This is a genomic window from Viscerimonas tarda (genome assembly GCF_054601255.1).
The window spans coordinates 91,587-114,955 of record NZ_BAAHWV010000010.1 but is presented as its reverse complement, the minus strand read 5'-3'; the positions used below and the strand labels follow the sequence as shown (position 1 = coordinate 114,955).

Sequence of the window (23,369 nt, the reverse complement as noted above, 5' to 3'; positions counted from 1 at the left end):
TGGAGCAATTGTTACACTATGTTTGGAAACACCGCCTTTTTCAGCGCGACCTGAAAACGACCGATGGGGCGCCTGTTGAGGTGATTGATGCCGGCACACACAATACCGATGGAGGCCCCGATTTTTTTAATGCCAAAATAAAAATCGGCGATAAAACCTGGGCGGGAAATATCGAGATACATACTTCATCCGGCGACTGGTACAAGCATCGCCACGAATCCAATCCGGTCTATAACTCGGTGGTATTGCATGTGGTGGAATTTGCCAACGGCGAGGTGCGTAACGAAGCAAACCAACCGGTACAACAATGTTGTATCACCTACCCCAAACAGTTGAAAGACAATATCGACTATTTGCTGTATGCCGATGTGCCCATTCCGTGCTGCAATTTCATCGCTTCCGTTCCGCCCGTACACCTGAATGCCTGGTTCAATGCCCTCCTTATTGAGCGGCTCGAACGCAAGGCGAACGATATTTACCGGCATCTGGAGCAGTCGAATGGCTCGTGGGAAGAAGTGTTTTACATTCTCCTGACCCGCAACTTTGGGTTCGGACTTAACTCGGATATATTTGAACGCCTGGCATTGAGCCTGCCCTTGCGCTACATTCAAAAGCAGGGCGACAACATCCGGCAAATCGAAGCTTTACTGTTCGGACAAGCGGGGCTGCTTGAGGATGAACAGCCCGATGAATACGCCAAAAGCTTGCGTCAGGAATACCTTTTCCTCAAAAACAAATACAGCCTTTCGCCCTTGGAATCCCATTTATTTATGCGGATGAGGGTTCGACCGTCCGGCTCGCCGTCTGTCAGGCTGGCTCAGCTGGCCATGCTGCTGTATAAAACGCAGGGCTTGTTCTCTAAAGTCATCCAATGCAAAGACTTGGGACAAATAAGGCTGGTTTTTCACGAAAATGCCTCCGAATATTGGCAAACGCATTATTCCCTTGGGGACGAATCGCCAAGAAAGTCGAAATACCTGGGCGATTCTTCGCTGGATGTTATCCTGATAAATACGGTTGCCCCCATACTCTTTGCGTATGGCCGGAGTATTGGCAATGAAGAGTTGTGCGAGCGAGCCTTACTCTTCTTGGAGCAGTTAAAACCCGAATCGAACTTCATCACCCGCGATTTTGCAATCGCCCGCCTCAAAGCCCGAAATGCCTACGATTCGCAAGCCATGATACAACTGAGGAAAGAATATTGCGACAAGCGCAAATGCCTGTATTGCCGGATAGGGTTCAGGATGCTGGTGGAAAGATGATTTTTAACCGGCCATGGGTGATAAGCTAAAAATATTACCTAAATTTGCAAAAATATAAACCTTCAATTGCATTAGCTTATGGAAGCAAAGAAATTTTTATCTTTAGCATTAATTGCGTTATTGACACTTATGTCGTCAACAGCACAAAACATTCGTTATGTAAAACCGGATGGGACGGGCAATGGAACAACATGGGAGCTAGCGTCAAACGACTTGCAAGCTATAATCAATTTATCGGATGTGGGAGATCGGATATGGATGGCCAAAGGCGCTTATACTGCTCCCGCAGGTAATGGCTTTGTTCTGAAAGAAGGAGTTAGTATCTATGGCGGTTTTACAGGCGATGAAACAGAGCTGTATTTGGCGCCCGATACGGTGAACAACAAAACCATACTGAAAAGTGAAGGCAATGGCCGCGTACTGACCCAATTAGCCAATTTCGGCGCCGACACCGAATGTGCCGGCCTTATTATCACCGGCGGAAATGCAACGAATGCAGTCTTTGAACCTAAAAATGGAGGAGGAGCGTACATTATGGGGGGTACAACCTTGCGGTATTGCATTGTAAAAAATAATGTAGCATCCTTTTCTACTGTCGGAAATGGCGGTGGTATATACAATAACACGGGTACCATTGTAAACTGTGTAGTCTCGTATAATAAAGGATCCTCTGCCATAGGCTATGGCGGCGGTATATGTAATTTGGGATTACTACTGAATAGCATAATATCAGACAATCTGGGTGGTGGACTGGGTATTGGCGGCGGAATATTTAATACTCGTACTTTTAGTGGACAAGAAAAAACAGGAGTAGTATCTAATTGCTTAATATTCAACAATACAGCAGGAGAAGTAGGCAATACCGGTGGTGGAGTTGTGAACCTGAGTATTCTTATCAACTCAACAATAGTGAACAACTGTGGCGTTATTGACGATAAATCTGTTAGTGCTAATATAGGCGGTGTATACAATGATGGTGGTCCTAGTGGTGGTGGGTTTGCTTATAACAACATAATTTGGGGCAACACCGACATAGATATTTCAATTTACGATGGAGGAACAGTAAAAAACAACATATTCAAAAATGTTTCAATTGAGACCGAACCCTTTGTATTTACCGATGGTAATAGTAATGCAGACCCGCAGTTTGTAGATGTCGAAAACGGCGATTTCAGGTTACAGGCCTCAAGTCCGGCTATTGATGCCGGTAATAATCTATACTACGACCTTGTTCAATATGGCAATAAAGATGTTAGCAACAATAAACGCATTGAATTTGGGACAATTGACCTAGGCGCGTATGAGTTACAGAATCTGAGCTTAACTAAAATGCCAGCCAGCGACAATTTGTCTTATTTTATTCAAAACGGTTATTTGTATTTCACCGATGAGAACAACAAAGGTATTGTATTATATAATACAAATGGACAATATATCCGGCAATCTTCCGTCAACAATATTTTGTTGCCACAACGCGGAATTTACATCGTTAAGGTTAATTTCGATGGTAAAGAAAAGTTTTTAAAGATTATCTGGTAATATGAATAATAATGCGAATAATGTAGGGTCGCGGCACGCCACGACCCTACATTATTCACATTGGCATATTATTCTCATTATTCAAATACCCTCCAACTCAACAATTTTCATCACTCTACCAACCACTCCGGCGTTGTTGAGGACATAATTTCCGGCGGCATTTCCGGCAGAGGCTAGTACTTCGGGGTATTGCAGAAATTCTTCCATCAGGCCTCTGAAGGTTTCAAAGTCTTTTATCGAATAGCCACCACCTGTTTCAATCAGCTGGTTTGCTTCTCTGAACTTCTTGAAGTTAGGGCCGAATATAACGGGAATGCCATAAACTGCCGCTTCCACCACATTGTGGATGCCTACGCCAAATCCGCCGCCGATATAGGCAATATCGCCATAGCGGTATATGGCCGACAGCAAGCCGTAGGTATCAAGAATCAGGCAATCGTAATTGCCGATAGTCTCCGGCGATGCTTGGGTGTAGCGAATGGCAGGGCGTTTCAACTGGCTTTCGATATAGGCCAGATGGGATTCGTGTATTTCGTGGGGAGCAATAATCAGTTTTATGTTGCTGTTATTAAAATAGGAGATGAAAATATCTTCGTCTTTCGGCCACGAACTACCGGCAACCAAAGTTTTGTCCTTTTCTCCCGTTCCATTGTTCAAAAAAGCATCTACCAAAGGCAAATCTTTCGCCTGTTCTTTTATTCTGAGTACCCGGTCGAAGCGGGTGTCGCCACATACGGCCACATTGGCGGCTCCTATCTTCTCCAGCAGGCGTTTAGAGTTCTCGTCCTGCACGCAAATACATTTATAGAAGCGGAAAATCCTGCGCATACCTCTTCCATACCACCTGAAAAACAGTTGATTGGGGCGGAATATGGCCGATACCATGTAAACAGGAATGCCTCTTTTGTAGAGCGCTTGAATGTAATTGTACCAAAATTCGTATTTGATGAATATGGCAAGGGATGGATTGGTGAGATTCAGGAAACGTTTGACGTACTTCTTCCGGTCGAAAGGCAGGTAACAAACCACATCGGCCAGCTCGTAATTTTTCCTGACCTCGTATCCCGAAGGCGAAAAGAAAGTGAGCAGTATTTTATACTGCGGATAATTGGCTTTTATTTGCTCAATTATGGGTCGTCCCTGTTCAAATTCGCCTAAAGATGCCGCATGTATCCACACATACTTGGCGGTTGGGTCTATCTCTTTCTTCAATTTATCGGCAACTTGTTTATGCCCTTTTATCATCAAACGAGCCTTTTTGTGGAATGGCGAAACCACCCTGACGGCTAATGCGTATAATGCTATGACGAAATTATACATAATATTTGATATTTATTGTCATGTCGGCTACAAATAAAAGGATCTCAACTTCTTTGTTCAGCGCATGAAAATCTTATAATCTTAATTTTGCTTTTCAATTTTAGTTAAGGCTGTATGCAGTCTTTCAATCGTTTCTTCTTTCCCTATGGCGGCTGTTATATCGAATATATGGGGGCCTTTGGATTCGCCGACAACAGCCAACCGGAAGGCGTTCATCACATTACCCAGATGATAGCCTTTTGCTTCAATCCACGATTTAACCACCTCTTCCTGATTGTGAGCCGAGAAATCGGCTATTCCCTCAATAACGGCGATTAGCTCTGTCAGTTGTTCGGGCGTTTCTGCTTTCCAACGCTTCTTCAGGGTTTTCTCATCGTAAGATTCCGGCGCTTTGAAAAAGAAGAACGACTGATCCCATAAGTCTTTGACAAACGAAACCCGTTCTTTTACCAAGCCAACAACCTTGGCTGCATATTCGCTCGAAGCATCAATGTTATGTTCTTTAAGCGTCGGCAGAAACAAGGCGGCAATATCGCTGTCGGATTTTTGTTGAAGGTATTGATGATTGAACCATTTTGCCTTTTCGTAATCGAAACGGGCGCCGCTTTTGCTGCATTTTTCCAGCGAAAACAACTGTATGAGGTCGTCCAAAGACACTATTTCCTGATCGTTACCCGGGTTCCAACCCAACAGCGCCAGAAAGTTGATTACCGCTTCGGGCAAGTATCCGCTTTCGCGGTATCCCGACGATATATCGCCTGTGGCGGGGTCTTTCCATTCGAGGGGGAATACGGGGAAGCCCAGCCGGTCGCCATCCCGTTTACTCAATTTTCCATTGCCTTCGGGTTTCAGTAACAAGGGCAAGTGGGCAAAACGGGGCATGGTATCCGTCCAGCCAAATGCCTTGTAGAGCAGCACATGAAGCGGAGCCGAGGGCAACCATTCTTCGCCGCGAATAACGTGCGTTATTTCCATCAAATGGTCGTCAACGATGTTGGCCAGGTGGTAGGTCGGGAGTTTATCTGCCGATTTGTATAAAACCTTGTCGTCCAGTATCGAAGAATTAATAACCACTTTGCCGCGAATTTCATCGTTTACAACAACATCTTCGTTGGGTTCTATTTTGAAACGGACAACGTATTGCTCCCCCTTTTCTATCAGCGACTGCACTTCTTCTTTCGATAAGCTGAGCGAGTTCCGCATCGCGTTACGGGTAGAAGCATCGTACTGGAAATTGGCTATTTCGGCTCTTTTGGCTTCGAGTTCCGAAGGGGTGTCAAAGGCAATATAAGCCTTGCCACTGTTTAAAAGAACATCGACATACTGCTTATATATTTCTTTCCTTTCCGATTGTTTATACGGGCCGTATTTTCCTCCGAGATGTGTTCCTTCGTCAAATTGCAGACCCAACCACGTTAGTGCTTCAATTATATACTCTTCGGCGCCGGGCACAAAGCGTTGCGAATCGGTATCTTCTATTCTGAGAATGAAATCGCCTTTATGCTGCTTGGCAAACAAGTAATTGTATAAGGCAGTTCTAACGCCGCCTATGTGTAAGGCCCCTGTGGGACTGGGAGCAAAACGCACCCTGATTTTCTGAGTCATCTATTTAATAAATATGAAAATGGAGACAAAAATACATAAAATATATCAAATTGTAGCGTTTTGGGTGAGCAAAATGCTTAAAATAGTATTTTGTTTAAAAAATAAAGGCCGAACACCCGCTTTTTTACAATAAGTAGCCGCATTTATAGTCAGGGCAAACCTTAAAAATTTAGTACCACTGTTGCGGATGAGATTCCTCCCTTTGGTCGGAATGACTGTCTCCTTTTTGGGAGAGGGGATGAGGAAGCGGCGGCTTCGCCGCCGCTTCCTCATCCCTTAAACCACCAACAGGCAAGTCATTCCGACCAAAGGGAGGAATCTCCTGCTCATATCAACAACTTTACCGAAAGGCATAAGCCGTAAATTTTTCATGCGTTTGCCCTACATTTATAGTCCTTCTATTTTTTACAGTGTTTTATGGCATCCAAAAGAGGAGATTTTATGTGCAAAAAACAGAAACAAATTCTAAGGATTAGCAACAGGTTTTAGCCCCAGTTTTTTGGCCTTTTCCAGCAAATACTTGTAAGCCGCATCGTATTCGTTCGGAATCACGCCATCCATAATAGCGTCTTTGACAGACGATTTCAACCGCCCGACCTCTTCGCTTGGCGAAAGTCCGAATATGCGCATAATTTCTTCGCCCTTGATGGGTGGCTGGAAATTTCTGACATGGTCTTTTTCCTCAATGTCTTTCAGTTTCCGGCGCACAATCTCGAAGTTGTGCAGGTAGCGGCGAACCTTTTCGGGATTTTTAGAGGTGATGTCGGCCTCGCACAGCATCATCAAATCGTCAATGTCGTCTCCTGCCTCAAACAACAAGCGGCGCACTGCCGAATCGGTTACTTCGGACTCAACCAGTATGATAGGGCGCATGTGCAACGACACTAATTTTTGCACATACCGCATTTTTTCGTTCAAAGGCAGTTTCATCCGGCTGAATATGCCCGGAATCATTTTCTCCCCAATGTAGTTGTGATTGTGGAATGTCCAACCCAGCTTGTTATCGAAGCGTTTGGTCGCCGGTTTGGCTATATCGTGGAATAGGGCCGACCAGCGCAACCACAGGTTACCGGTACGTTTCGAGAGGTTATCCAGCACCATGAGCGTGTGGAAGAAATTATCTTTATGCCCAATGCCTACTCGTGTTTCCACCCCTTTAAGCGCCACCAGTTCGGGAAATATAATGTTGAGCAATCCCGTTTGGTACAGCAACATAAATCCGACCGAAGGCTTTGGCGACAGAACAATTTTATTCAACTCGTCAACAATCCGCTCCTTTGAAATAATCTCAATCCGGCTTTTGTTGGCGGCGATGGCCTCAAAAGTGCTGCCTTCAATATCAAAGCCCAATTGCGATGAAAACCGGATGGCACGCATCATGCGCAGGGGGTCGTCGCTAAAGGTGATAGCCGGGTCGAGCGGGGTACGAATCAGCAGCCTGTCCATATCTCCAAGCCCGTCGAAAGGGTCGAGCAGCTCTCCGTAGCGGTCTTTGTTCAGGCAAACGGCCAAGGCATTGATGGTAAAATCGCGCCGGTTCTGGTCGTCTTCGAGGGAGCCGTCTTCCACAATGGGATTGCGCGAATTTCGTTGATACGATTCTTTACGGGCGCCGACAAATTCAATTTCGGTGTCCTTATATTTCACTTGGGCGGCGCCGTAAGACTTGAAGACAGCCAGTCTGGCCTGTCTTCCGAGGGCGGTAGCAACCGCTTCGGCAAGTTCTATGCCCCGCCCTACGGTAACAACGTCAATATCTTTCGATTTGCGGTGCAATATCACATCCCTCACATAACCGCCTATGGCGTAACATTCGAGGCCTTTCTCATCAGCTATCCGGCTAATGGTGTCAAATATTTTTCCCGAAAAGCGCTTGTCTATATATCTTGGGTCGAGTTGCATCGGCTATTATTCTTCCTTTTAAGTGCACAAATTTATAACAAAAGGAGCAGATACCACAGAATATTGTTATTTTTGTGTGCTATATGTTTGTAAGTGGGGCTGTCTCATAAGTATTTTTGAACGCGAATTACGCAGATTACGCGAATTATCGCAATTTATTTATTGTTGAATTTCAATTAAATAAGAAAAAGATAGAGTGGTTTATTTGCGTAAATTTGTGTAATCTGCGTAATTCGCGTTCTTTCGAGACAGCCCTACAAATAAAATTCGTTTTTATGAAAAAAATATGCCTTTTAGCAATATGCAGCCTTCTACTTTCGGCCTGCGGCGAGAAAAACAAGGACGCCAAGTTATACTTCGAAACTATCCGCACCAGTTATCAGGCGGGAGATTACGAAACGGTCAAGCTGAAGATTGACAGCATCAGGATACTGTTCCCCAAAGCCTTTGAGCAGATAAAAGAAAGCATGGCGCTGTTGCAAGAAGTACGCAAGGCGGAAAACACCCGGCAAATAGCCGTTTGCGATTCGCTCGTTGCCATTCTCGCTCCACAAATAGATTCCATTAAGAAGAATTTTGTATATGACATAAACAAAGAATACCAGGAAACAGGCCGGTTTTTACCCAAAGGCGTTTTCGCCAATCCCTTGCTGACGGCCATCGGTTTGCGTTCGGGCGTGAATGAAGACGGCAGTCTCTTCCTCGAAAGCGTATTTATAGGAGGCAACCGGTTTCATAATCAGGTGAGTGTGAGCACAAAGGACGGATACTTTGCCGAAACATTGCCGGTAGATGGCGATGGGCTAAACTTCCGGTTTACTGATGCCGGTAAACAATACGAAGTGATTAAGTTTTCGGGAAGCGACGAGAACAATGTCGCCCAATTTATATATGCCTATTACGACAAGCCATTGACCATTACGCTGAAAGGTAAAAACACAACATCCTTCACCCTGTCGAATGCCTCAAAAAAAGCCATATCCGACTCCTACCTACTCTCGGTATGGATGCAACAAAGCGATAGTTTGAAAAATTTAAAAGAGAAATCGGAATTGTTAATTCGGTATTTGGATGTGAAAGAAAGCGTACAGCAATTGGGAAAGTAAGCAAAATGTCTTATTTTTGCAGAAAACTATTTCATAACCAGGAGTAAGAATGGATTACAAGAAACTAATAGAGCGACTAGGATTTACTCCCAAAGAAAACACATCGGGAATATATCGGAAAAAGTATGCCTCGTGTGATGGATATGGCATTGAAGTAGATTTTGATAAACAAACTATAGATTATGGCAATCTGATTACTTCGGACAGCAAAACAACACAAAATCTTTCTCAACCCGAAAACTTTGTAGTATTAGAATGTGCTGACAAACTTCTTTCCAAAGGATACAAACCTGAGAATATTATTTTAGAGAAAACATATCCTGCCGGACACGGCACTTCGGGCAGGTTGGATATTTGCGTTACCCGCGATGATGGATCGGAATATCTGCTCATTGAGTGCAAAACTTACGGAAAAGAGTTTGAAAAAGAATTTGCCCGCATGAAGCGCGATGGCGGACAACTATTTACTTATTTCAAGTTCAGCAACAAAGCGGATGTCATCATGCTGTATGCATCCGAGCCAAAAGGGAACGAAATAGTTTATCGCAACGAAATAGTGAAAATTGAAGACGATTACCGGACGGGTGATGTCAAAGATTTTTACGAAAAATGGAATAAACTAAGCAAAGATAATGGCGTTTGGGAAAGTCCCCCATACAATTTTACCCCTAAGGCATACACAATCGAAAAATTAGAAGACATAAAGCCCGAAGATAGCAGTTTTATTTTTAATCGGTTTTTAGAAATCTTTCGTCATAATGTTGTTTCAGATAAGCCAAATGCCTTCAATAAAATCTTCACTCTATTTCTTTGTAAGATTTATGACGAAAAAGATAAAGAAGGAACTGATGAAGAGTTAGATTTTCAATGGATTGAAGGGAAAGATGATGATGTTTCTTTTCAACTGCGATTGACAGATTTGTACAAAAACGGGATGGAATGTTTTTTAGAAAAAAAGGTAACTGATTTCTCCGATGAAGAATTTGAAAATCAATATGCATCATTGTTTATCGGAAACGATGATTTAAAAAAGAAATTTAAAGAAAATGTTCTCTACAAACTACGATTGGAAAAAAATAATGAATTTGCCATTAAAGAAGTTTATGACGAAAAATCGTTTAAAGAAAACGCAAAAGTTGTAAAAGAGGTTGTTGAATTATTGCAAAAATATAAAATACGTTATACAAAAAAACAGCAATATCTTTCCGATTTCTTCGAGTTGTTACTTACTACCGGATTGAAGCAAGAATCTGGGCAGTTCTTTACTCCTGTTCCTGTGGCTCAGTTTATTATCAGAAGCTTGCCGATTGATAAAATAGTAAATGAAAAACTAATCGGAGGAAAACCAAACGATTTACTTCCTTATATAATTGATTACGCGGCGGGTAGCGGGCACTTCCTCACAGAGAGTATGCATGAAATTCAACGATTGTTGATAAATGCCGATATTAAAAGTTTAAAGTCGGAGGCTAAAAGTTTTATTGATGTTTCAAAAATAAGACATTTTGATTGGGCAGAACAATATGTCTATGGAATAGAAAAAGATTACCGCTTAGTAAAAGTAGTAAAAGTGGGTTGTTATCTACACGGCGATGGGTTAGCAAATGTGATCCATTCGGATGGGCTTGCTAATTTCAAACATAGCGACTACAAAGAAAAATTAAAAGAAACCGACAAAGATTTTACAAAAGAAAATAAGCAATTTGATGTGTTAGTTTCTAATCCCCCCTATTCGGTTGCGGCGTTCAAGAATGCAGCAAGGGAATATTACGGAGGCGAAGACTTTGAATTATACAATAGTCTCACTGACAATAGTTCTGAAATAGAATGTTTATTTATAGAACGATCCAAGCAACTGATCAAAGACGGCGGTGTGGCAGGAGTTATTTTGCCAAGTTCTATATTGAGTAATTCCGGCATTTACACCAAAGCGCGCGAAATTATTTTGCAATATTTTGACATTATCGCCATTACCGAATTGGGGAGCAATACATTTATGGCAACCGGCACAAATACGGTTGTGCTTTTCTTGCGCCGTAGAAGCAATTATACAAGTATCAATTTAAGAAAATCGGTTGATAGATTTTTCGCCGATTGGCAAGATGTAACGCTCAACGGTGTAGAAAAACCTGTTGCAAAATACGTCAATCGCGTTTGGGAGGGAATCTCTTTCTCCGATTACCTCACACTATTACAAAAAACGCCTAACCAAGCTATTGAGGCACACGAAATTTATAGGGAATACCGAAACAAAATAAGTTCGAAAACAGAAAAAGATTTTTGGAATACAGTTGTTGAGTTGGAAAAAGAAAAATTGTTCTATTTTATTTTGACTTATCCTCAAAAAACAGTATTGGTAAAAACAGGCGAAAAAGACGCCGAAAAACGTTTCTTGGGTTACGAATTTTCTAACCGTAGAGGCAGCGAAGGTATTCATCCCATACAACGCGGTAAAACCATTGACGAATGCACCAAATTGTTTGACGAAAACAGATTTATAAATGACGAAAAAGCAAGTACTTACATTTACAAAGCATTCGCAAATGACTATGAATACCCGATACATGAGAGCCTGAAAGAAAATATATCCCGTGTGCATTTGGTGGATATGCTGACTTTTGACAGAGTGAACTTTGAAAAAAATATTTCTACTTCGATTAAAAAAAAAGTAAAGATTGAGAGTAAATATGAGATTAAAAGGCTAAAAGAGGTTTCAATAATTGATTATGGTACTCGCATTGTGAAAAAATCTGAGCAAGGAACTATTTACCCTGTTTATGGCGGTGGTGGCGAAACATTTAAAGCAAATACTTTCAATAGAGAAAATGTTTATATTATTTCAAGATTTGGAATGTCGCCTAATTGTGTGCGCTTTATAGAGGGAAAGTTCTTTTTGAATGATTCTGGTATGTCATTAAATTCCATTAATAATGAAATTACAAACCCAAAATATTTAGATTATTATTTATTTTTAAATCAAGATATTGTATATGATTGTGGTCGTGGTGTAGCACAGAAAAATATTGACATTGATTTGTTCAATAATATTCAAATTCCTCTCCCACCCAAAGACATACAAGAAAAAATTATTGCTGAAATTGAGGTGTTGGAAAAGACAGAGGAGGAGGCGAAGGAGGAAATTGGAAAATTAAGAAAAGACATTACAGAAAAAGCAAATAATTTATTTGGGAAGTATAAATCAGAAAAATTAGGATTATTGTCTAATGAGCCAGTGTATGGGGCAAACGAAAGCGCTGTTGTTGGAAATTCTAAGACAGATTATCGTTATGTAAGAATTACTGACATTGATGATAATGGGACGTTGAATGATGACTGGAAAACTGCAGCAAAAGTAGAAGACAAATACATTTTAAAACAAGGCGATTTTCTTTTTGCTCGTTCTGGCGCAACCGCAGGAAAAACGTTTTTATATAACAAAAAATACGGAAAAGCATTATATGCAGGTTATCTAATTAAATTTGAGACTAAGAAAGATTTATTATTCCCTGAATTTTTGAATTTTATTTTAAAGTCCGATAATTATACAAGTTGGGTGTTAAAAAATAGACAGGGAACAGCACAACCCAATATTAATGCGCAACAATTTTCGTCTTTTGAAATCCCTCTCCCCCCACTTTCCGAGCAGCAAAAAATCGTTGCCGGAATCGAAAAAATAGAAATCCAAATAAGCGAATTGGAACAGCAATTAGCAGCAATTCCTAAGCAAAAAGAAGAGGTTCTGAAAAAATATTTAATAACCCTCACATCCACCCCTCAATCGCCTCAATCTTCTCCTCCATACTCAACCCATAATCCAACCAATGGATATAAAGCCCCCGTTTTTCCATTCCTCTGAACCAGGTCATCTGGCGTTTGGCGAATTGGTGGATGGCTATTTCGAGTTGCGAGAACATTTCTTCGTAGCTTAGCTTTTTTAGCACATACAGTGTCAGGTATTTGTATTCCAAGCCGTAGTATATCAGGTTGTCAGGGGCGATGCCGCTGTCGAGGAGGGCTTTTACTTCTTCTACCATTCCTTCCTCAAGGCGCGCTTTCAGGCGGTTGGTGATGCGCTGGCGGCGCAGGTCGCGTTCGATGTCCACACCTGTTATCAGGCTGTTTAAGGGGGGGAACTCGTTTTGTTCCAAGGGGTGGTTCTTTTTGTATTCTTCTATTTCTATGGCGCGGATTGCCCGTTGTGCCGTATCAACGTCGGTGGTGTTGTGCAAGGGTTTGTAGGACAGCAGGATGTTTGTCAACGTTGCCAGACTTTCCGCTTCGTATTTTTTTCTCAGTTCTTTGTTCTCGGGCACATTTATCAGCGAATATCCCTTCAACACCGATTCGATGTACAGCCCCGATCCGCCGCACACTATGGGCAACAATCCCCGGCTCCTCACATCGGTGTATGCCCGGTGAAAGTCGTGCTGGTACTCGAATATATTGTATTTTGCTCCGGCGTCGCGAATATCTATCAGGTGGTAGGGAATGGGGGCGCCGTTGAGGGTGTAATCGTCCAAGTCCTTGCCCGTACCCAGGTTCATTGAGCGGTATATCTGTCGCGAATCACCGCTGATAATTTCGGTTTTCAGGTCGTAGGCAAGTTGGCAAGCCAGCGAAGTTTTTCCCGAAGCCGTTGGGCCAAGTATGGTAATTAAATCGTATTTTTTCATTCTGCAAATATAGGCAACAAGTAAAAATAATGTGATAAAATATATAAAAGACTATGCTATAAATCATTTTCCTGCCGATAATATAAAAAAAACGGCTTATCTTTGTGGCTCGAAAACAGACAAAGGTAATAATTAAATGTTCAACGCGGTATTTCCGGCTATAACATGTCAGGGCAAACGCATGAAAATTTTTAGTACTACTGTTACGGATGAGATTCCTCCCTTTGGTCGGAATGACTCGCCTGTTAGTGGTTTAAGGGATGAGGAAGCGGCGGCTTCGCCGCCGCTTCCTCATCCCCTCTCCCAAAAAGGAGACTGTCATTTCGAGCGTAGCGAGAATTGGAAATAGACGTAGTCAAATCGCTGCTCATAGCAGCAATTTTACCGAAAGGTATAAGCAGTAAAAATTTTCATGCGTTTGCCCTGTATAACATATAGCAAACCGTTCGTTTTACATAAAAAAGGCCTGAGCGCCTCACTTGCATAATGGAAGATATACAAAACTTAGTAAATGATATTGTATTTGCTTGTCAGGAGAAAAAAGCAAAAAACATCGTAGTAGTCGATATGACAAAATTACCCGGCGCTATTTGTCGGTATTTTGTTATCAGTGAAGGAAATACGCCTATACAGGTGTCGGCTATATCCGACGAGATTATTGATTACTTGAAGAAAAAAGCGAATGAAAGGCCGATTTCTACCGACGGTTTGCGCGAAGCAAGATGGGTAGGAATTGATTATGGCACAGTTATTGTCCATACCTTTATACCCGAATTGCGCGAATTCTATGACATCGAACACTTATGGGCTGATGCCGATTTGACGTATATTCCGAATCTTGATTGAAAAAATCAACAGTTGATAAACTCAAAATTATTTCCTTAAAAGAACAAATGGATAAAAATAACACAGGAAAAAATAGACCTCCACTACCCAAAGGAGGCGGATCCAAAGGCTCTAAGGTGCCATTCAATGCCTATTGGATTTATCTGATTGCTTTGTTTGTTATACTTGGGCTCTATTTCATTGGCGAAAGCGTAGCAGTAAAAGAAGTTTCATGGTCTGATTTTCAGAAGTATGCCAAGGAAAATTATGTAAGCAAAATCGTTGTTTATAACAACAAGAATACACTGGATGCCTTTATCCGTCCCGATTCGGCCAGTCGCATCTTCAAAGAAGATGTTGCTAAACTAAAGGATCCGTCTATATTGGTTCGCATCCCTTCAGCCGACCGGTTCTCCGATTTTTATGACAAGCTGAATGCCTCGGGCGATTACAACATAGAAGTGAGTTACGAAAGCGGCTCCGATTTCACCAGCATCTTCCTGAACCTGCTGCCGTTCATCCTCATTATCGGTATCTGGATTTACCTGATGAAGCGCATGTCGGGCGGTGGAAGCGGTGGAGGCGGTGGCGTTTTCAGCGTAGGGAAATCGAAAGCCCAACTTTACGATAAAGGTTCCGACCTTAAAGTTACGTTCAAGGATGTAGCCGGATTATCGGAAGCAAAAGAAGAAATAGAGGAAATTGTAGAGTTTCTTAAAAACCCGACCCGCTACACCGAAATAGGAGGTAAAATACCAAAAGGAGCATTGCTTGTCGGCCCTCCCGGGACAGGTAAAACATTGTTGGCAAAGGCCGTAGCCGGAGAAGCCAATGTGCCGTTCTTCTCGCTTTCGGGTTCCGATTTTGTGGAGATGTTTGTTGGCGTGGGCGCCTCCCGTGTAAGGGATTTGTTCAGACAGGCCAAAGAAAAAGCGCCGTGTATCATCTTCATTGACGAAATTGACGCCATAGGACGCGCCCGCGGCAAAAACCCCAACTTTGGCTCGAATGACGAACGGGAAAATACACTGAATCAATTGCTTACCGAAATGGACGGATTTGGTTCCAACAGCGGTGTAATTATTCTTGCGGCCACCAACAGAGCCGATATACTGGATAAAGCCTTGTTGAGAGCAGGCCGCTTCGACAGGCAGATACATGTGGACTTGCCCGATTTGAACGACCGTAAGCAGGTGTTCAAGGTGCATCTGCGCCCCATCAAGATAGATGATTCGGTTGATATTGAGTTTTTGGCACGGCAAACACCCGGTTTTTCGGGAGCAGATATTGCGAATGTGTGTAACGAAGCCGCATTGATAGCCGCCCGAAACAACAAGAAGATTGTTCAGAAAGAAGACTTCCTGAGTGCGGTTGACCGTATTATAGGCGGTTTGGAAAAGAAAAATAAAGTAACTACGCTCAACGAACGCCGGACAATTGCTATTCACGAAGCCGGTCATGCCACACTGAGCTGGTTCCTCGAACATGCCAATCCCCTGGTAAAAGTTACCATAGTTCCCCGAGGCAAGGCCCTGGGCGCTGCATGGTACTTGCCCGAAGAAAGGCAGATAACAACAAAAGAGCAAATGCTCGACGAAATGTGTGCCCTGCTGGGTGGCCGTGCGGCAGAAGAAGTCTTTGTAGAACATATTTCTTCCGGCGCCATGAACGACCTCGAACGGGTAACGAAACAAGCCTACGCCATGATTTCGTACATGGGGATGAGCGATAAACTCCCCAACTTGTCGTACTACGACTCAACAAATCAGGGATATGGCTTCACAAAACCTTACAGCGACGAAACAGCGCTCTTGATAGACAAAGAAGTGCAAAGCCTGATTAACACCCAGTACGAACGGGCAAAAGAACTGCTGAAAAAACATACCGAGGGACACGGTAAGCTAGCCGAAATACTCCTCGAAAGAGAAGTAATCTACTCAGACGACCTGAAGTCCATATTCGGAGAAAGGAAGTGGGTATCGCGCTCGGACGAAATTTTGAAAGAAGAAAGGGATGATGCCGACGGCAAAACAAGCAGTGAAGAAGTTGATAAACCGGTGGAAGAACAAGCGGTTAGCAAGTAAATAAGAGATATATTCTGGTGATATAGATATTTGTAGAGACGCAACATTTTGTGCGTCTCTATTTTTTGGCGCCCGCATCTTGAACGCATCCTTTGACAGCGCCAAACTTACAGCCCATCCAATGATGTCTATATCATGCCCCAAAGCCTTGCCGTTGGGCTGGGATATATTGCTACTTTGCGGCGTTTTTCTCCTTTCCCTAAAAATCCCAACAGAGGTCTATAAACATTCTGAAAGTTTAAACACCCATGCATATTCGCCATCGGTGGGCGAAAGCGATGGGGGGGTAATCGTCAGATTTTTGCCGCTTCGTGAAAAATGAACCTTGACATTGCTTCCTAATAAACTTACGGACGAAGGTTTTTGAGTAAGGCCGTTGACAGTAATAGCTTTTTCAGGGTAGCTGGTGCAAATAACATACAGGTCTTTTCCTTTGGTGGTAAAATAAGCCTGAATATCGGGTTGCCGGGAGGCGACACTCCAAGCCCGCGTTTCATAAATAGATTCGCCGTTCCGCTTCAGCCACCGCCCTATATCAATTAGTCGTTGCTGCATGATGACGGGAATACGCCCGTCGGCCGTTGGGCCGATGTTGAGCAGGAGATTCCCACCCATGGAGACCTTTTCTATCAATACGTGTACCAATTCCTCCGAACTGCTGTAATCATCCAATTGTTCGTTCCGGTTGAAGCCGAAGGAATGTCCGATGCCCCGACACTCTTCCCAAGGATGCTGTACATTGGAATCCATTTTTCCATCGTGCACCAAATCATATTCAGTAGTGTATATTCCGCCATGCCGACTGCGCGTTTCCTTTCCCCAACGGTCGTTCACAACCACGGTTTCCTTCACCGGCGATTCGTTATATAGCCACGCGAGAAATTCTGTACTTTTCCATTTCTCAGAGGGTATATCCCATTCTCCGTCTGTCCATAGCACGTCAGGATGATAGCGGTTTATCAAGTCTTTCATTTGCGGAGTCATGTGATCCTTCACATATTCGTCGAGGTTCGATTTGTACAAAGGATTAAACCATTCATACAACGAATAATAGAAACCCATGTGCAAACCTTCTTTCTTGACGGCTGTAGTTAGGTCGCCGGCCAAGTCGCGATGAGGCCCCACATCTACGGCATTCCAGTTCCAAGCATGCTCGCTCGGCCACAAGGCAAAGCCATCGTGATGTTTGGATGTCAATACCACATACCGGGCGCCGGATTCTCGGAGGAGCTTCGCCCAATCGGCAGGTTTAAACATTTCGCAGGTAAACCGGTTTACAAAATTCTGATAGGTAAAATTCTCGCCGTAATTTTTGTTATGAAATTTGACATATAATGGATTCAGTCTGTTATTCTTATCCATTAATTTCATCCAATACCATTCCGCATAACAATCGTAAACATTTGCGCCATCGGAAGGAAGTGGCCCCCAGGCCGGAACGCTGTAAAGACCCCAATGAATGAAGATGCCAAATTTAGCATCCGTAAACCACCCCGGAACCGGACGGCTGTCGATAGATTCCCAAGTTGCCGTGTAATTTTTTTGAGCCAAAAGACCCACAGAGAGTAACAGGATTACACTAAGTAATACAATTCCTTTTTTCATGATTTTCAGATGAATGTTAACGAGGACTTCTAAAAATTCATTTCCCTTTCTCACAGGGCTATTCTTTGAGATGATTACCTCGGTGGGACGAAGCCCATTAATCTCAGCCGGAATAATCGCTTCAAATATATGCCATTTTTCTGTTAAATACAATTAACCGAAGTTATTCATCAAGAATAATTTCAGATTACCCTATTCCCATCGCTGACCGAAAATCCGGCGTATATTTCTACCCCTTTTTCTTCGGCTTTTTTGGCCAGATAACGGCATAGCTCGCCCAACGAAGCCGTGTAATTTCCGGCATTGCTCATGTAGGGAGGATGAACCGGGACTTTTATCGAACCGTTCTCGCTCAATAAAAGTGTGGTGTCCTTGCTTACCCTGGCGTTCAAGGGAATCTCGTCGAATGGCACATCCGGCAAAAATTCTTTTAGCATATACCCACATTTTAACATAAAATAATTATAACAGCTCAATTTTCTTGTTTCGCAACAAGTTGAAAGGGAATTACCAGTCGTCCCCGTCGTCTTCGGCTTCCTCCTCTTTGTGCTTGTGTTTATGCTGGGCATGAGTAAGGTAGAGCGCCGCCGACACAAAAAGCACGCCAATACCAAGGAACAACAGTTCGAGTGCGCTGTCGTACTTGATTTTCAGCGAGTGCTCGAAGAAGGAAACAATCAACACCATCAGGATAACCTTTCCGAGCGAACTCTTCAGGTCATCTATACTGTTGATTTTCAACCAATTTGGTCGCGTATCGGAGCGGCGGCTGGCCGGGTCGATTTTGCTGATGAACAACTCGTACAGGCCCATACTGAATATCAGCAGCACGGTGGCAAACAAGTATTCGTCAACCGAAGAAACAAACAGCGCCACCAAATCGGAGCCATGCCCCTCCTCTATCGTAGTGGAAAATTGAATATCGTGAATAAAAATAATCAGCCCGTTCACCACCTGCAAGGTACTCTTAATAAACATAATAATGGCCGAAGCCAAGGAGCCCAACACAGCAATAAGCGTTATAAAACGGCAGTTGAACAGAAAAGATTCAAAAACATTTTCAATTATTTTCTTTACGTCTTTCATGTGATTTTACTTTTTTTTCGGGGAAAACACTATTTTTCAAAATTGACGTAAATATACAAATAGTTTATAATTTATAGCGATTGGGGCGGAAAAAAAATGAAATGGGAATAATGAGAATAATTTGCCAATGGGAATAATGCAGGGTCGTGGCATGCCGCGAATGGGTTACGCGTCCGTATTTTCCGTAGGGGCGAAATATCTTTCGCCCGCTGCCGCGAATGAGTTGCTACGATAAATAATACACCTACACAAATGCGGGCGTATTCGATACACACATGTCCACTAAAAACAATTAAGATTTTTTTGATAGCCGTTAGGTAAGGCTGAAAGCCTTAATTGGTAGCTATAGTTAAAAACTACACCGAACAAGGGGATTGTTATAATATTGTTCTCTTAAATCATGAATAAGAATGGCAAACGCATGAAAAAAAGTAGATTCATGCATTTGCCCTGATTATTCCTCTCCGAATGCTTGCGGGTTAAAATAATTATCGCCAAATTTGCAGTTATAAAGAATCATTCTATATAAGAACTGCTCGTAGATGCCTAATTCAAAGAAAATACTGGCTATTGCCGAAACTTCGTACATCATTCGCAAGGGGCTTGTTTATGCTTTATCGCAACTACCGACAGTGGCAAAGGTGGTGGAGCTGAAAGAGCATGAGAATATTTCCTATCAGGTGGATATTTTGGCGCCCGATGCGTTGATTATCAACCCGATGCTGTTGGGACACAGTTTTAAGCAGGATGTGAGGCAACAGCTGAAAGTGAGTAAAGACACATCGGTTATTGCGCTGGTGTACAACCTGATAGACGAACAATTCTACCGCTCGTACGATGACGTCATCCGCATCAACGATTCGGAAAGCAAGATAGAAGAGGCGCTCGACAAATGCTTTAAGGAAAGCAAAACAGCTCCCGATCAGGAGGAATTGAGCGACCGCGAAAAAGACATTCTCATCGGTGTTGTCAAGGGGATGAGCAATAAGGAGATTGCCGATTTTCACAACATTTCCATCCATACGGTTATCACTCACCGCCGCAATATCGGGCGCAAACTCGGCATACACAGCGCTTCGGGCTTGACGGTGTATGCCATAATTAACAAATTTGTAGATATTAAAGATATTTCGCTATGAACAATATTACAACTGTATTCAGCAAGTCGATGAAGATGTCGGATCTGATTGATGCCGATTATCAACTGTTATTGTTATTAATGCGCTTGGATATTTCGTTGGGTTTTGGCGAGAAAAGCGTGGATAGCGTTTGCCGTCAAAGCAATTTCGACCCCGATTGCTTTATTTTTCTGGCAAATTTTCAATCGGGCATGTCGAAGGTGAACATGCACGAGGAGTTCGACAAGCTACCCCTCGAACCATTTTTGTTTTACCTCAAAAAATCGCATACCTACTTCCTCGAAGACCGCTTGCCCGGCATCCGGCAGAATCTGAAAATAATTTTTGCTAACAAGGAAAATATTCAGCAGGAGGTAGTTCTCGGCTTCTTCGACAACTATATGCAGGAAGTATCCGACCACATGGTTTACGAGAATGAGGTGGTGTTCCCCTACGTCCGGTCGCTTATCAGCCAGAAAAACACCGATAAATATTCGATAAAAATCTTTGAAAAAAGGCACAACAACATCGACGAAAAAGTCAACGACCTGAAGCGCATCCTGATGAAATACATCTCGGGCATAGAAAACCAAAAGTTGATGACAAACATCCTCATCGAACTGTATATGACGCAGGAAGAACTGGAAAAACACACATTTATAGAGGATAACCTGATTATTCCCCGCGTGAAGAAGATTGAGGGGAAAGGCTAATTGTTTTTGAAGCGGTGATTATTCTTTATTTATAGTATTATTTATCAATTGCGATACCACAAAATCCGTATCTTCGGTATGAATGGCATCGTAGGTTTCGTCTATATAGTCAAACAGCTTATTCTCGGTAAAGAAATCAAACGCTTCACTTGCCGAAATGTTTTGCTTGGCTCTGTATTCTTCCAAAAGGAACAATGTGTATTTTTCTTTATCAGTCATATCTTTTACAATATTACATCGGGCATTTCAAATTTATTGGTAACAACTTCGTTCTCAAATACTCTATACAAAAACACATTACTGAATTGCCATAAATTATTTTCCTTTTTTTCAAGCATCGAATAAGTTTTCGACTTCATCAACATTTCGGTAGCCTTACGGAAACCAACATGCTTCGCTTCCATTATTTTTTCTACTAAACCTTGCGTTATGCACCAAAGCATCAACGAAAACTTTTTATCAGACATATTTATATTCCTTGAATGTTAATAACAGCACGGCCACCACGCCACTGTATAATTTTTTTTGCAAAGGCCATTGCCTGCTCAAAATTTGTTGTAGCATAAAAACCTGCTCCAAAATCAAGCGGGTGCGTTGCCGCTAATAATTGGGACTGGGTTATTATTTGGTTGCTTCCGTGATATAATTCCATATTTCATCAAATGCCTGCAAAAGCTGTTGTTACAAAATTACAACTTTATATTTGATTTTCAATCAACTATTTTCCAAAACCTGTCGCATATCAGAAAATAATATCACCCCTCTGTGGGATATAAAAAAGGTTATCTTTCAGTAGCGATGCACGATCCTGCGGCGTAAATCTGAAAGCGATTTTTTTTATTCAAACGGCTCAATAGACGTGATTGAGTATTGATTTCTTGTGGGAACTTCTTTCTTTTGTTTGGCATAATTACATGCCACACCTCTACAAAACCAACCACGCAAACCCTATGAAAAATAATCCCCCAATAGGTTAATTCGGAAATTAGTATTTACTTTGTTATTGAAAAAAGAAATCAAAATGAAACGCACCGAAATAGCAACTTTGGGAGAATTTGGGCTTATCAAACGCCTGACCGAAAATATTCAATTGAAAAACTCCGGCTGTATAAAAGGGGTTGGCGACGATGCCGCCGTTCTCGAATACGCCGCTAACACACAGGTATTGGTAACTACCGATTTGCTGTTGGAGGGTATTCATTTCGACCTGACCTACGTGCCGCTGAAGCATTTGGGCTATAAAGCGGCGATTGTCAACTTCTCGGATATTTATGCCATGAACGGACAACCCAAGCAGATAACCGTATCGCTGGGACTGTCGAAACGGTTTTCGGTGGAAGATATGGAGGATTTCTATGCCGGATTGCAGTTGGCTTGCGCCGAATATCAAGTCGATATTATCGGGGGAGATACCTCCTCTTCGCTCACGGGTCTGGTTATCAGCATAACATGCATTGGCGAATGCGCCCCAACTAAAGCGGTATATAGAAACGGCGCAAAGGATACCGATTTGATTTGCGTTTCGGGCGATTTGGGCGCGGCATTCATGGGGCTTCAGCTTTTGGAACGCGAAAAGCAGGTGTTTGACGGGAAAGAAAATTTCGCCCCCGATTTTGCCGGAAAAGAATACCTGCTCGAAAGGCAACTCAAGCCGGAAGCCCGAAAAGATATTATCCGCCTGCTGGACGAAGAAGGCATTGTGCCAACCTCCATGATAGATATTTCGGACGGGCTGTCGTCGGAGCTGATTCATATCTGCAAGCAAAGCGATACCGGCTGCCATATTTACGAAGAGCGCATCCCCATTGATTATCAGACGGCAATGATGGCCGAACAATTCAACATGAACGTTACGACTGTAGCCCTGAATGGTGGCGAAGACTACGAGTTGCTGTTCACCGTTCCGCTTCATTTGTTCGACAAGGTATCGAAAATAAAAGGAGTGCAGCTTATCGGCCACATTACCAAAAAAGATTTCGGACTTATTCTGGAAACCCGCGATGGCGCCAGCCTGGAATTAAAAGCACAAGGCTGGACATTTTAAGTTCAAAGCTTTCGTAGGAGTGGCTGTTTTTTGAATATTTCAAAGAACACTATTTCTTTATTTACCTATCAATGTCATTTGGCGCAAATATAGGACATTCACCTGCTCATTGATGTATCCCCTACGGGGAAAAGGCGAATTGTAATGCTAATTTTCTATTGATATGGATGTCCTACGGACAATTGTCGTAAAAATAAGTGTCGCCCCCTGCGTGGCTTGGCAGGGAAAATCGACTGTCAATCCGTAAGGGGGCTGTCTCAAAAGTCTTTTTCTGAGGTTGTCATTGCGGGATCCGACCCGCAATCTCCTGACATTCAGTTGATTTTTATTAGGAGATCCCGCGTCAAGCACGGGATAGCAGACTTATGAGACAGCCCTTTCAAAATCTGATGTACCGTCACCGTGAGGAGCGTAAAGGGCGAATAAAATTCTTTCTGTTTAAATTGGCCTGAACACAGGGGTTTGCTGGTGAGCTGTAAACCCCCTT

The 23,369-nt window shown here is 42.8% G+C and carries 21 protein-coding genes; 10 read left to right on the top strand and 11 right to left on the bottom strand.

All coding sequences use genetic code 11. The features are described from left to right. Window positions 1-1,262 (top strand): DUF2851 family protein (locus ACYPWY_RS06350; protein ID WP_459684598.1); only part of this gene is annotated, 1,262 nt, incomplete at its 5' end. 78 nt (window positions 1,263-1,340) lie between these two features. Further along, window positions 1,341-2,801, top strand: a complete 1,461-nt coding sequence (locus tag ACYPWY_RS06345; RefSeq protein WP_459684597.1) for a choice-of-anchor Q domain-containing protein — start codon at window positions 1,341-1,343, stop codon at window positions 2,799-2,801. A gap of 81 nt (window positions 2,802-2,882) precedes the next feature. Here the strand turns inward: ACYPWY_RS06345 and ACYPWY_RS06340 are convergent, their stop codons facing one another. The 4 genes from ACYPWY_RS06340 to ACYPWY_RS06325 form a co-directional block, all read right to left on the bottom strand. After that, window positions 2,883-4,121, bottom strand: a complete 1,239-nt coding sequence (locus ACYPWY_RS06340; RefSeq protein WP_459684596.1) for a 3-deoxy-D-manno-octulosonic acid transferase — start codon at window positions 4,119-4,121, stop codon at window positions 2,883-2,885. 81 nt (window positions 4,122-4,202) lie between these two features. After that, window positions 4,203-5,726 carry a glutamate--tRNA ligase gene (gltX, locus tag ACYPWY_RS06335; RefSeq protein ID WP_459684595.1) on the bottom strand — a complete coding sequence of 508 codons (1,524 nt, stop codon included), beginning with the start codon at window positions 5,724-5,726 and terminating at the stop codon, window positions 4,203-4,205. Between the two features lie 169 nt (window positions 5,727-5,895). Further along, complete coding sequence (locus tag ACYPWY_RS06330; protein WP_459684594.1) at window positions 5,896-6,021, bottom strand: hypothetical protein; 126 nt, start codon at window positions 6,019-6,021, stop codon at window positions 5,896-5,898. A gap of 170 nt (window positions 6,022-6,191) precedes the next feature. After that, on the bottom strand, window positions 6,192-7,628 hold the full coding sequence (locus tag ACYPWY_RS06325) for a CCA tRNA nucleotidyltransferase (RefSeq protein WP_459684593.1): 1,437 nt from the start codon (window positions 7,626-7,628) through the stop codon (window positions 6,192-6,194). A gap of 275 nt (window positions 7,629-7,903) precedes the next feature. On the opposite strand from ACYPWY_RS06325, the gene ACYPWY_RS06320 reads away from it, so the two are divergent. Together ACYPWY_RS06320 and ACYPWY_RS06315 are read left to right on the top strand one after the other, a co-directional pair. Continuing rightward, window positions 7,904-8,734 carry an outer membrane protein assembly factor BamD gene (locus ACYPWY_RS06320; RefSeq protein ID WP_459684592.1) on the top strand — a complete coding sequence of 277 codons (831 nt, stop codon included), beginning with the start codon at window positions 7,904-7,906 and terminating at the stop codon, window positions 8,732-8,734. A 49-nt stretch (window positions 8,735-8,783) separates the two neighbouring features. Then, a complete protein-coding gene (locus ACYPWY_RS06315; RefSeq protein WP_459684591.1) occupies window positions 8,784-12,590 on the top strand; it encodes a restriction endonuclease subunit S in 3,807 nt (1,268 codons plus the stop codon). Here ACYPWY_RS06315 and miaA read toward each other — a convergent pair. Next, window positions 12,496-13,407 (bottom strand): tRNA (adenosine(37)-N6)-dimethylallyltransferase MiaA, encoded by a 912-nt coding sequence (miaA, locus tag ACYPWY_RS06310; protein ID WP_459684590.1) that lies wholly within the window; start codon window positions 13,405-13,407, stop codon window positions 12,496-12,498. The two genes, ACYPWY_RS06315 and miaA, sit on opposite strands and share 95 nt — an antisense overlap. A 181-nt stretch (window positions 13,408-13,588) precedes the next feature. On the opposite strand from miaA, the gene ACYPWY_RS06305 reads away from it, so the two are divergent. The 3 genes from ACYPWY_RS06305 to ftsH all read left to right on the top strand — a co-directional run bounded on the left by ACYPWY_RS06305 (window position 13,589) and on the right by ftsH (window position 16,316). After that, window positions 13,589-13,756 (top strand): hypothetical protein, encoded by a 168-nt coding sequence (locus ACYPWY_RS06305; RefSeq protein WP_459684589.1) that lies wholly within the window; start codon window positions 13,589-13,591, stop codon window positions 13,754-13,756. A 137-nt stretch (window positions 13,757-13,893) separates the two neighbouring features. Further along, window positions 13,894-14,253: a ribosome silencing factor gene (rsfS, locus tag ACYPWY_RS06300; protein WP_459684588.1), complete on the top strand. Its 360-nt coding sequence runs from the start codon at window positions 13,894-13,896 to the stop codon at window positions 14,251-14,253. 47 nt (window positions 14,254-14,300) lie between these two features. Further along, window positions 14,301-16,316, top strand: coding sequence for an ATP-dependent zinc metalloprotease FtsH (ftsH, locus tag ACYPWY_RS06295; protein ID WP_459684587.1), 2,016 nt, complete (start codon window positions 14,301-14,303; stop codon window positions 16,314-16,316). A gap of 219 nt (window positions 16,317-16,535) precedes the next feature. Here ftsH and ACYPWY_RS06290 read toward each other — a convergent pair whose 3' ends face one another. The 3 genes from ACYPWY_RS06290 to ACYPWY_RS06280 form a co-directional block, all read right to left on the bottom strand. Beyond that, window positions 16,536-17,921, bottom strand: a complete 1,386-nt coding sequence (locus ACYPWY_RS06290; RefSeq protein WP_459684586.1) for an alpha-L-fucosidase — start codon at window positions 17,919-17,921, stop codon at window positions 16,536-16,538. Between the two features lie 182 nt (window positions 17,922-18,103). After that, on the bottom strand, window positions 18,104-18,358 hold the full coding sequence (locus tag ACYPWY_RS06285; RefSeq protein ID WP_459684585.1) for an NAD(P)/FAD-dependent oxidoreductase: 255 nt from the start codon (window positions 18,356-18,358) through the stop codon (window positions 18,104-18,106). Window positions 18,359-18,428: 70 nt separating this feature from the next. After that, window positions 18,429-19,007 carry a YqhA family protein gene (locus ACYPWY_RS06280; RefSeq protein ID WP_459684584.1) on the bottom strand — a complete coding sequence of 193 codons (579 nt, stop codon included), beginning with the start codon at window positions 19,005-19,007 and terminating at the stop codon, window positions 18,429-18,431. 542 nt (window positions 19,008-19,549) lie between these two features. Here ACYPWY_RS06280 and ACYPWY_RS06275 point away from each other — a divergent pair. Together ACYPWY_RS06275 and ACYPWY_RS06270 are read left to right on the top strand one after the other, a co-directional pair. Beyond that, window positions 19,550-20,146 carry a helix-turn-helix transcriptional regulator gene (locus ACYPWY_RS06275; protein ID WP_459684583.1) on the top strand — a complete coding sequence of 199 codons (597 nt, stop codon included), beginning with the start codon at window positions 19,550-19,552 and terminating at the stop codon, window positions 20,144-20,146. Continuing rightward, the gene (locus ACYPWY_RS06270; RefSeq protein ID WP_459684582.1) at window positions 20,143-20,838 is read left to right on the top strand and encodes a hemerythrin domain-containing protein; all 696 of its coding nucleotides are present in this window, start codon (window positions 20,143-20,145) and stop codon (window positions 20,836-20,838) included. Before ACYPWY_RS06275 ends, ACYPWY_RS06270 begins: the two co-directional genes overlap by 4 nt. A gap of 18 nt (window positions 20,839-20,856) precedes the next feature. Here ACYPWY_RS06270 and ACYPWY_RS06265 read toward each other — a convergent pair whose 3' ends face one another. From ACYPWY_RS06265 to ACYPWY_RS06255, 3 genes are read right to left on the bottom strand one after another with little or no spacing between them, the layout of a single operon-like run. Continuing rightward, a complete protein-coding gene (locus ACYPWY_RS06265) occupies window positions 20,857-21,057 on the bottom strand; it encodes a DUF3791 domain-containing protein (protein WP_459684581.1) in 201 nt (66 codons plus the stop codon). A 5-nt stretch (window positions 21,058-21,062) separates the two neighbouring features. Further along, on the bottom strand, window positions 21,063-21,305 hold the full coding sequence (locus tag ACYPWY_RS06260) for a hypothetical protein (RefSeq protein ID WP_459684580.1): 243 nt from the start codon (window positions 21,303-21,305) through the stop codon (window positions 21,063-21,065). A 2-nt stretch (window positions 21,306-21,307) separates the two neighbouring features. Then, a complete protein-coding gene (locus ACYPWY_RS06255) occupies window positions 21,308-21,490 on the bottom strand; it encodes a DUF3990 domain-containing protein (protein ID WP_459684579.1) in 183 nt (60 codons plus the stop codon). A 369-nt stretch (window positions 21,491-21,859) separates the two neighbouring features. Here ACYPWY_RS06255 and thiL point away from each other — a divergent pair, with 369 nt between their 5' ends. Next, complete coding sequence (gene thiL, locus ACYPWY_RS06250; protein WP_459684578.1) at window positions 21,860-22,882, top strand: thiamine-phosphate kinase; 1,023 nt, start codon at window positions 21,860-21,862, stop codon at window positions 22,880-22,882. Window positions 22,883-23,369: the final 487 nt, after the last annotated feature.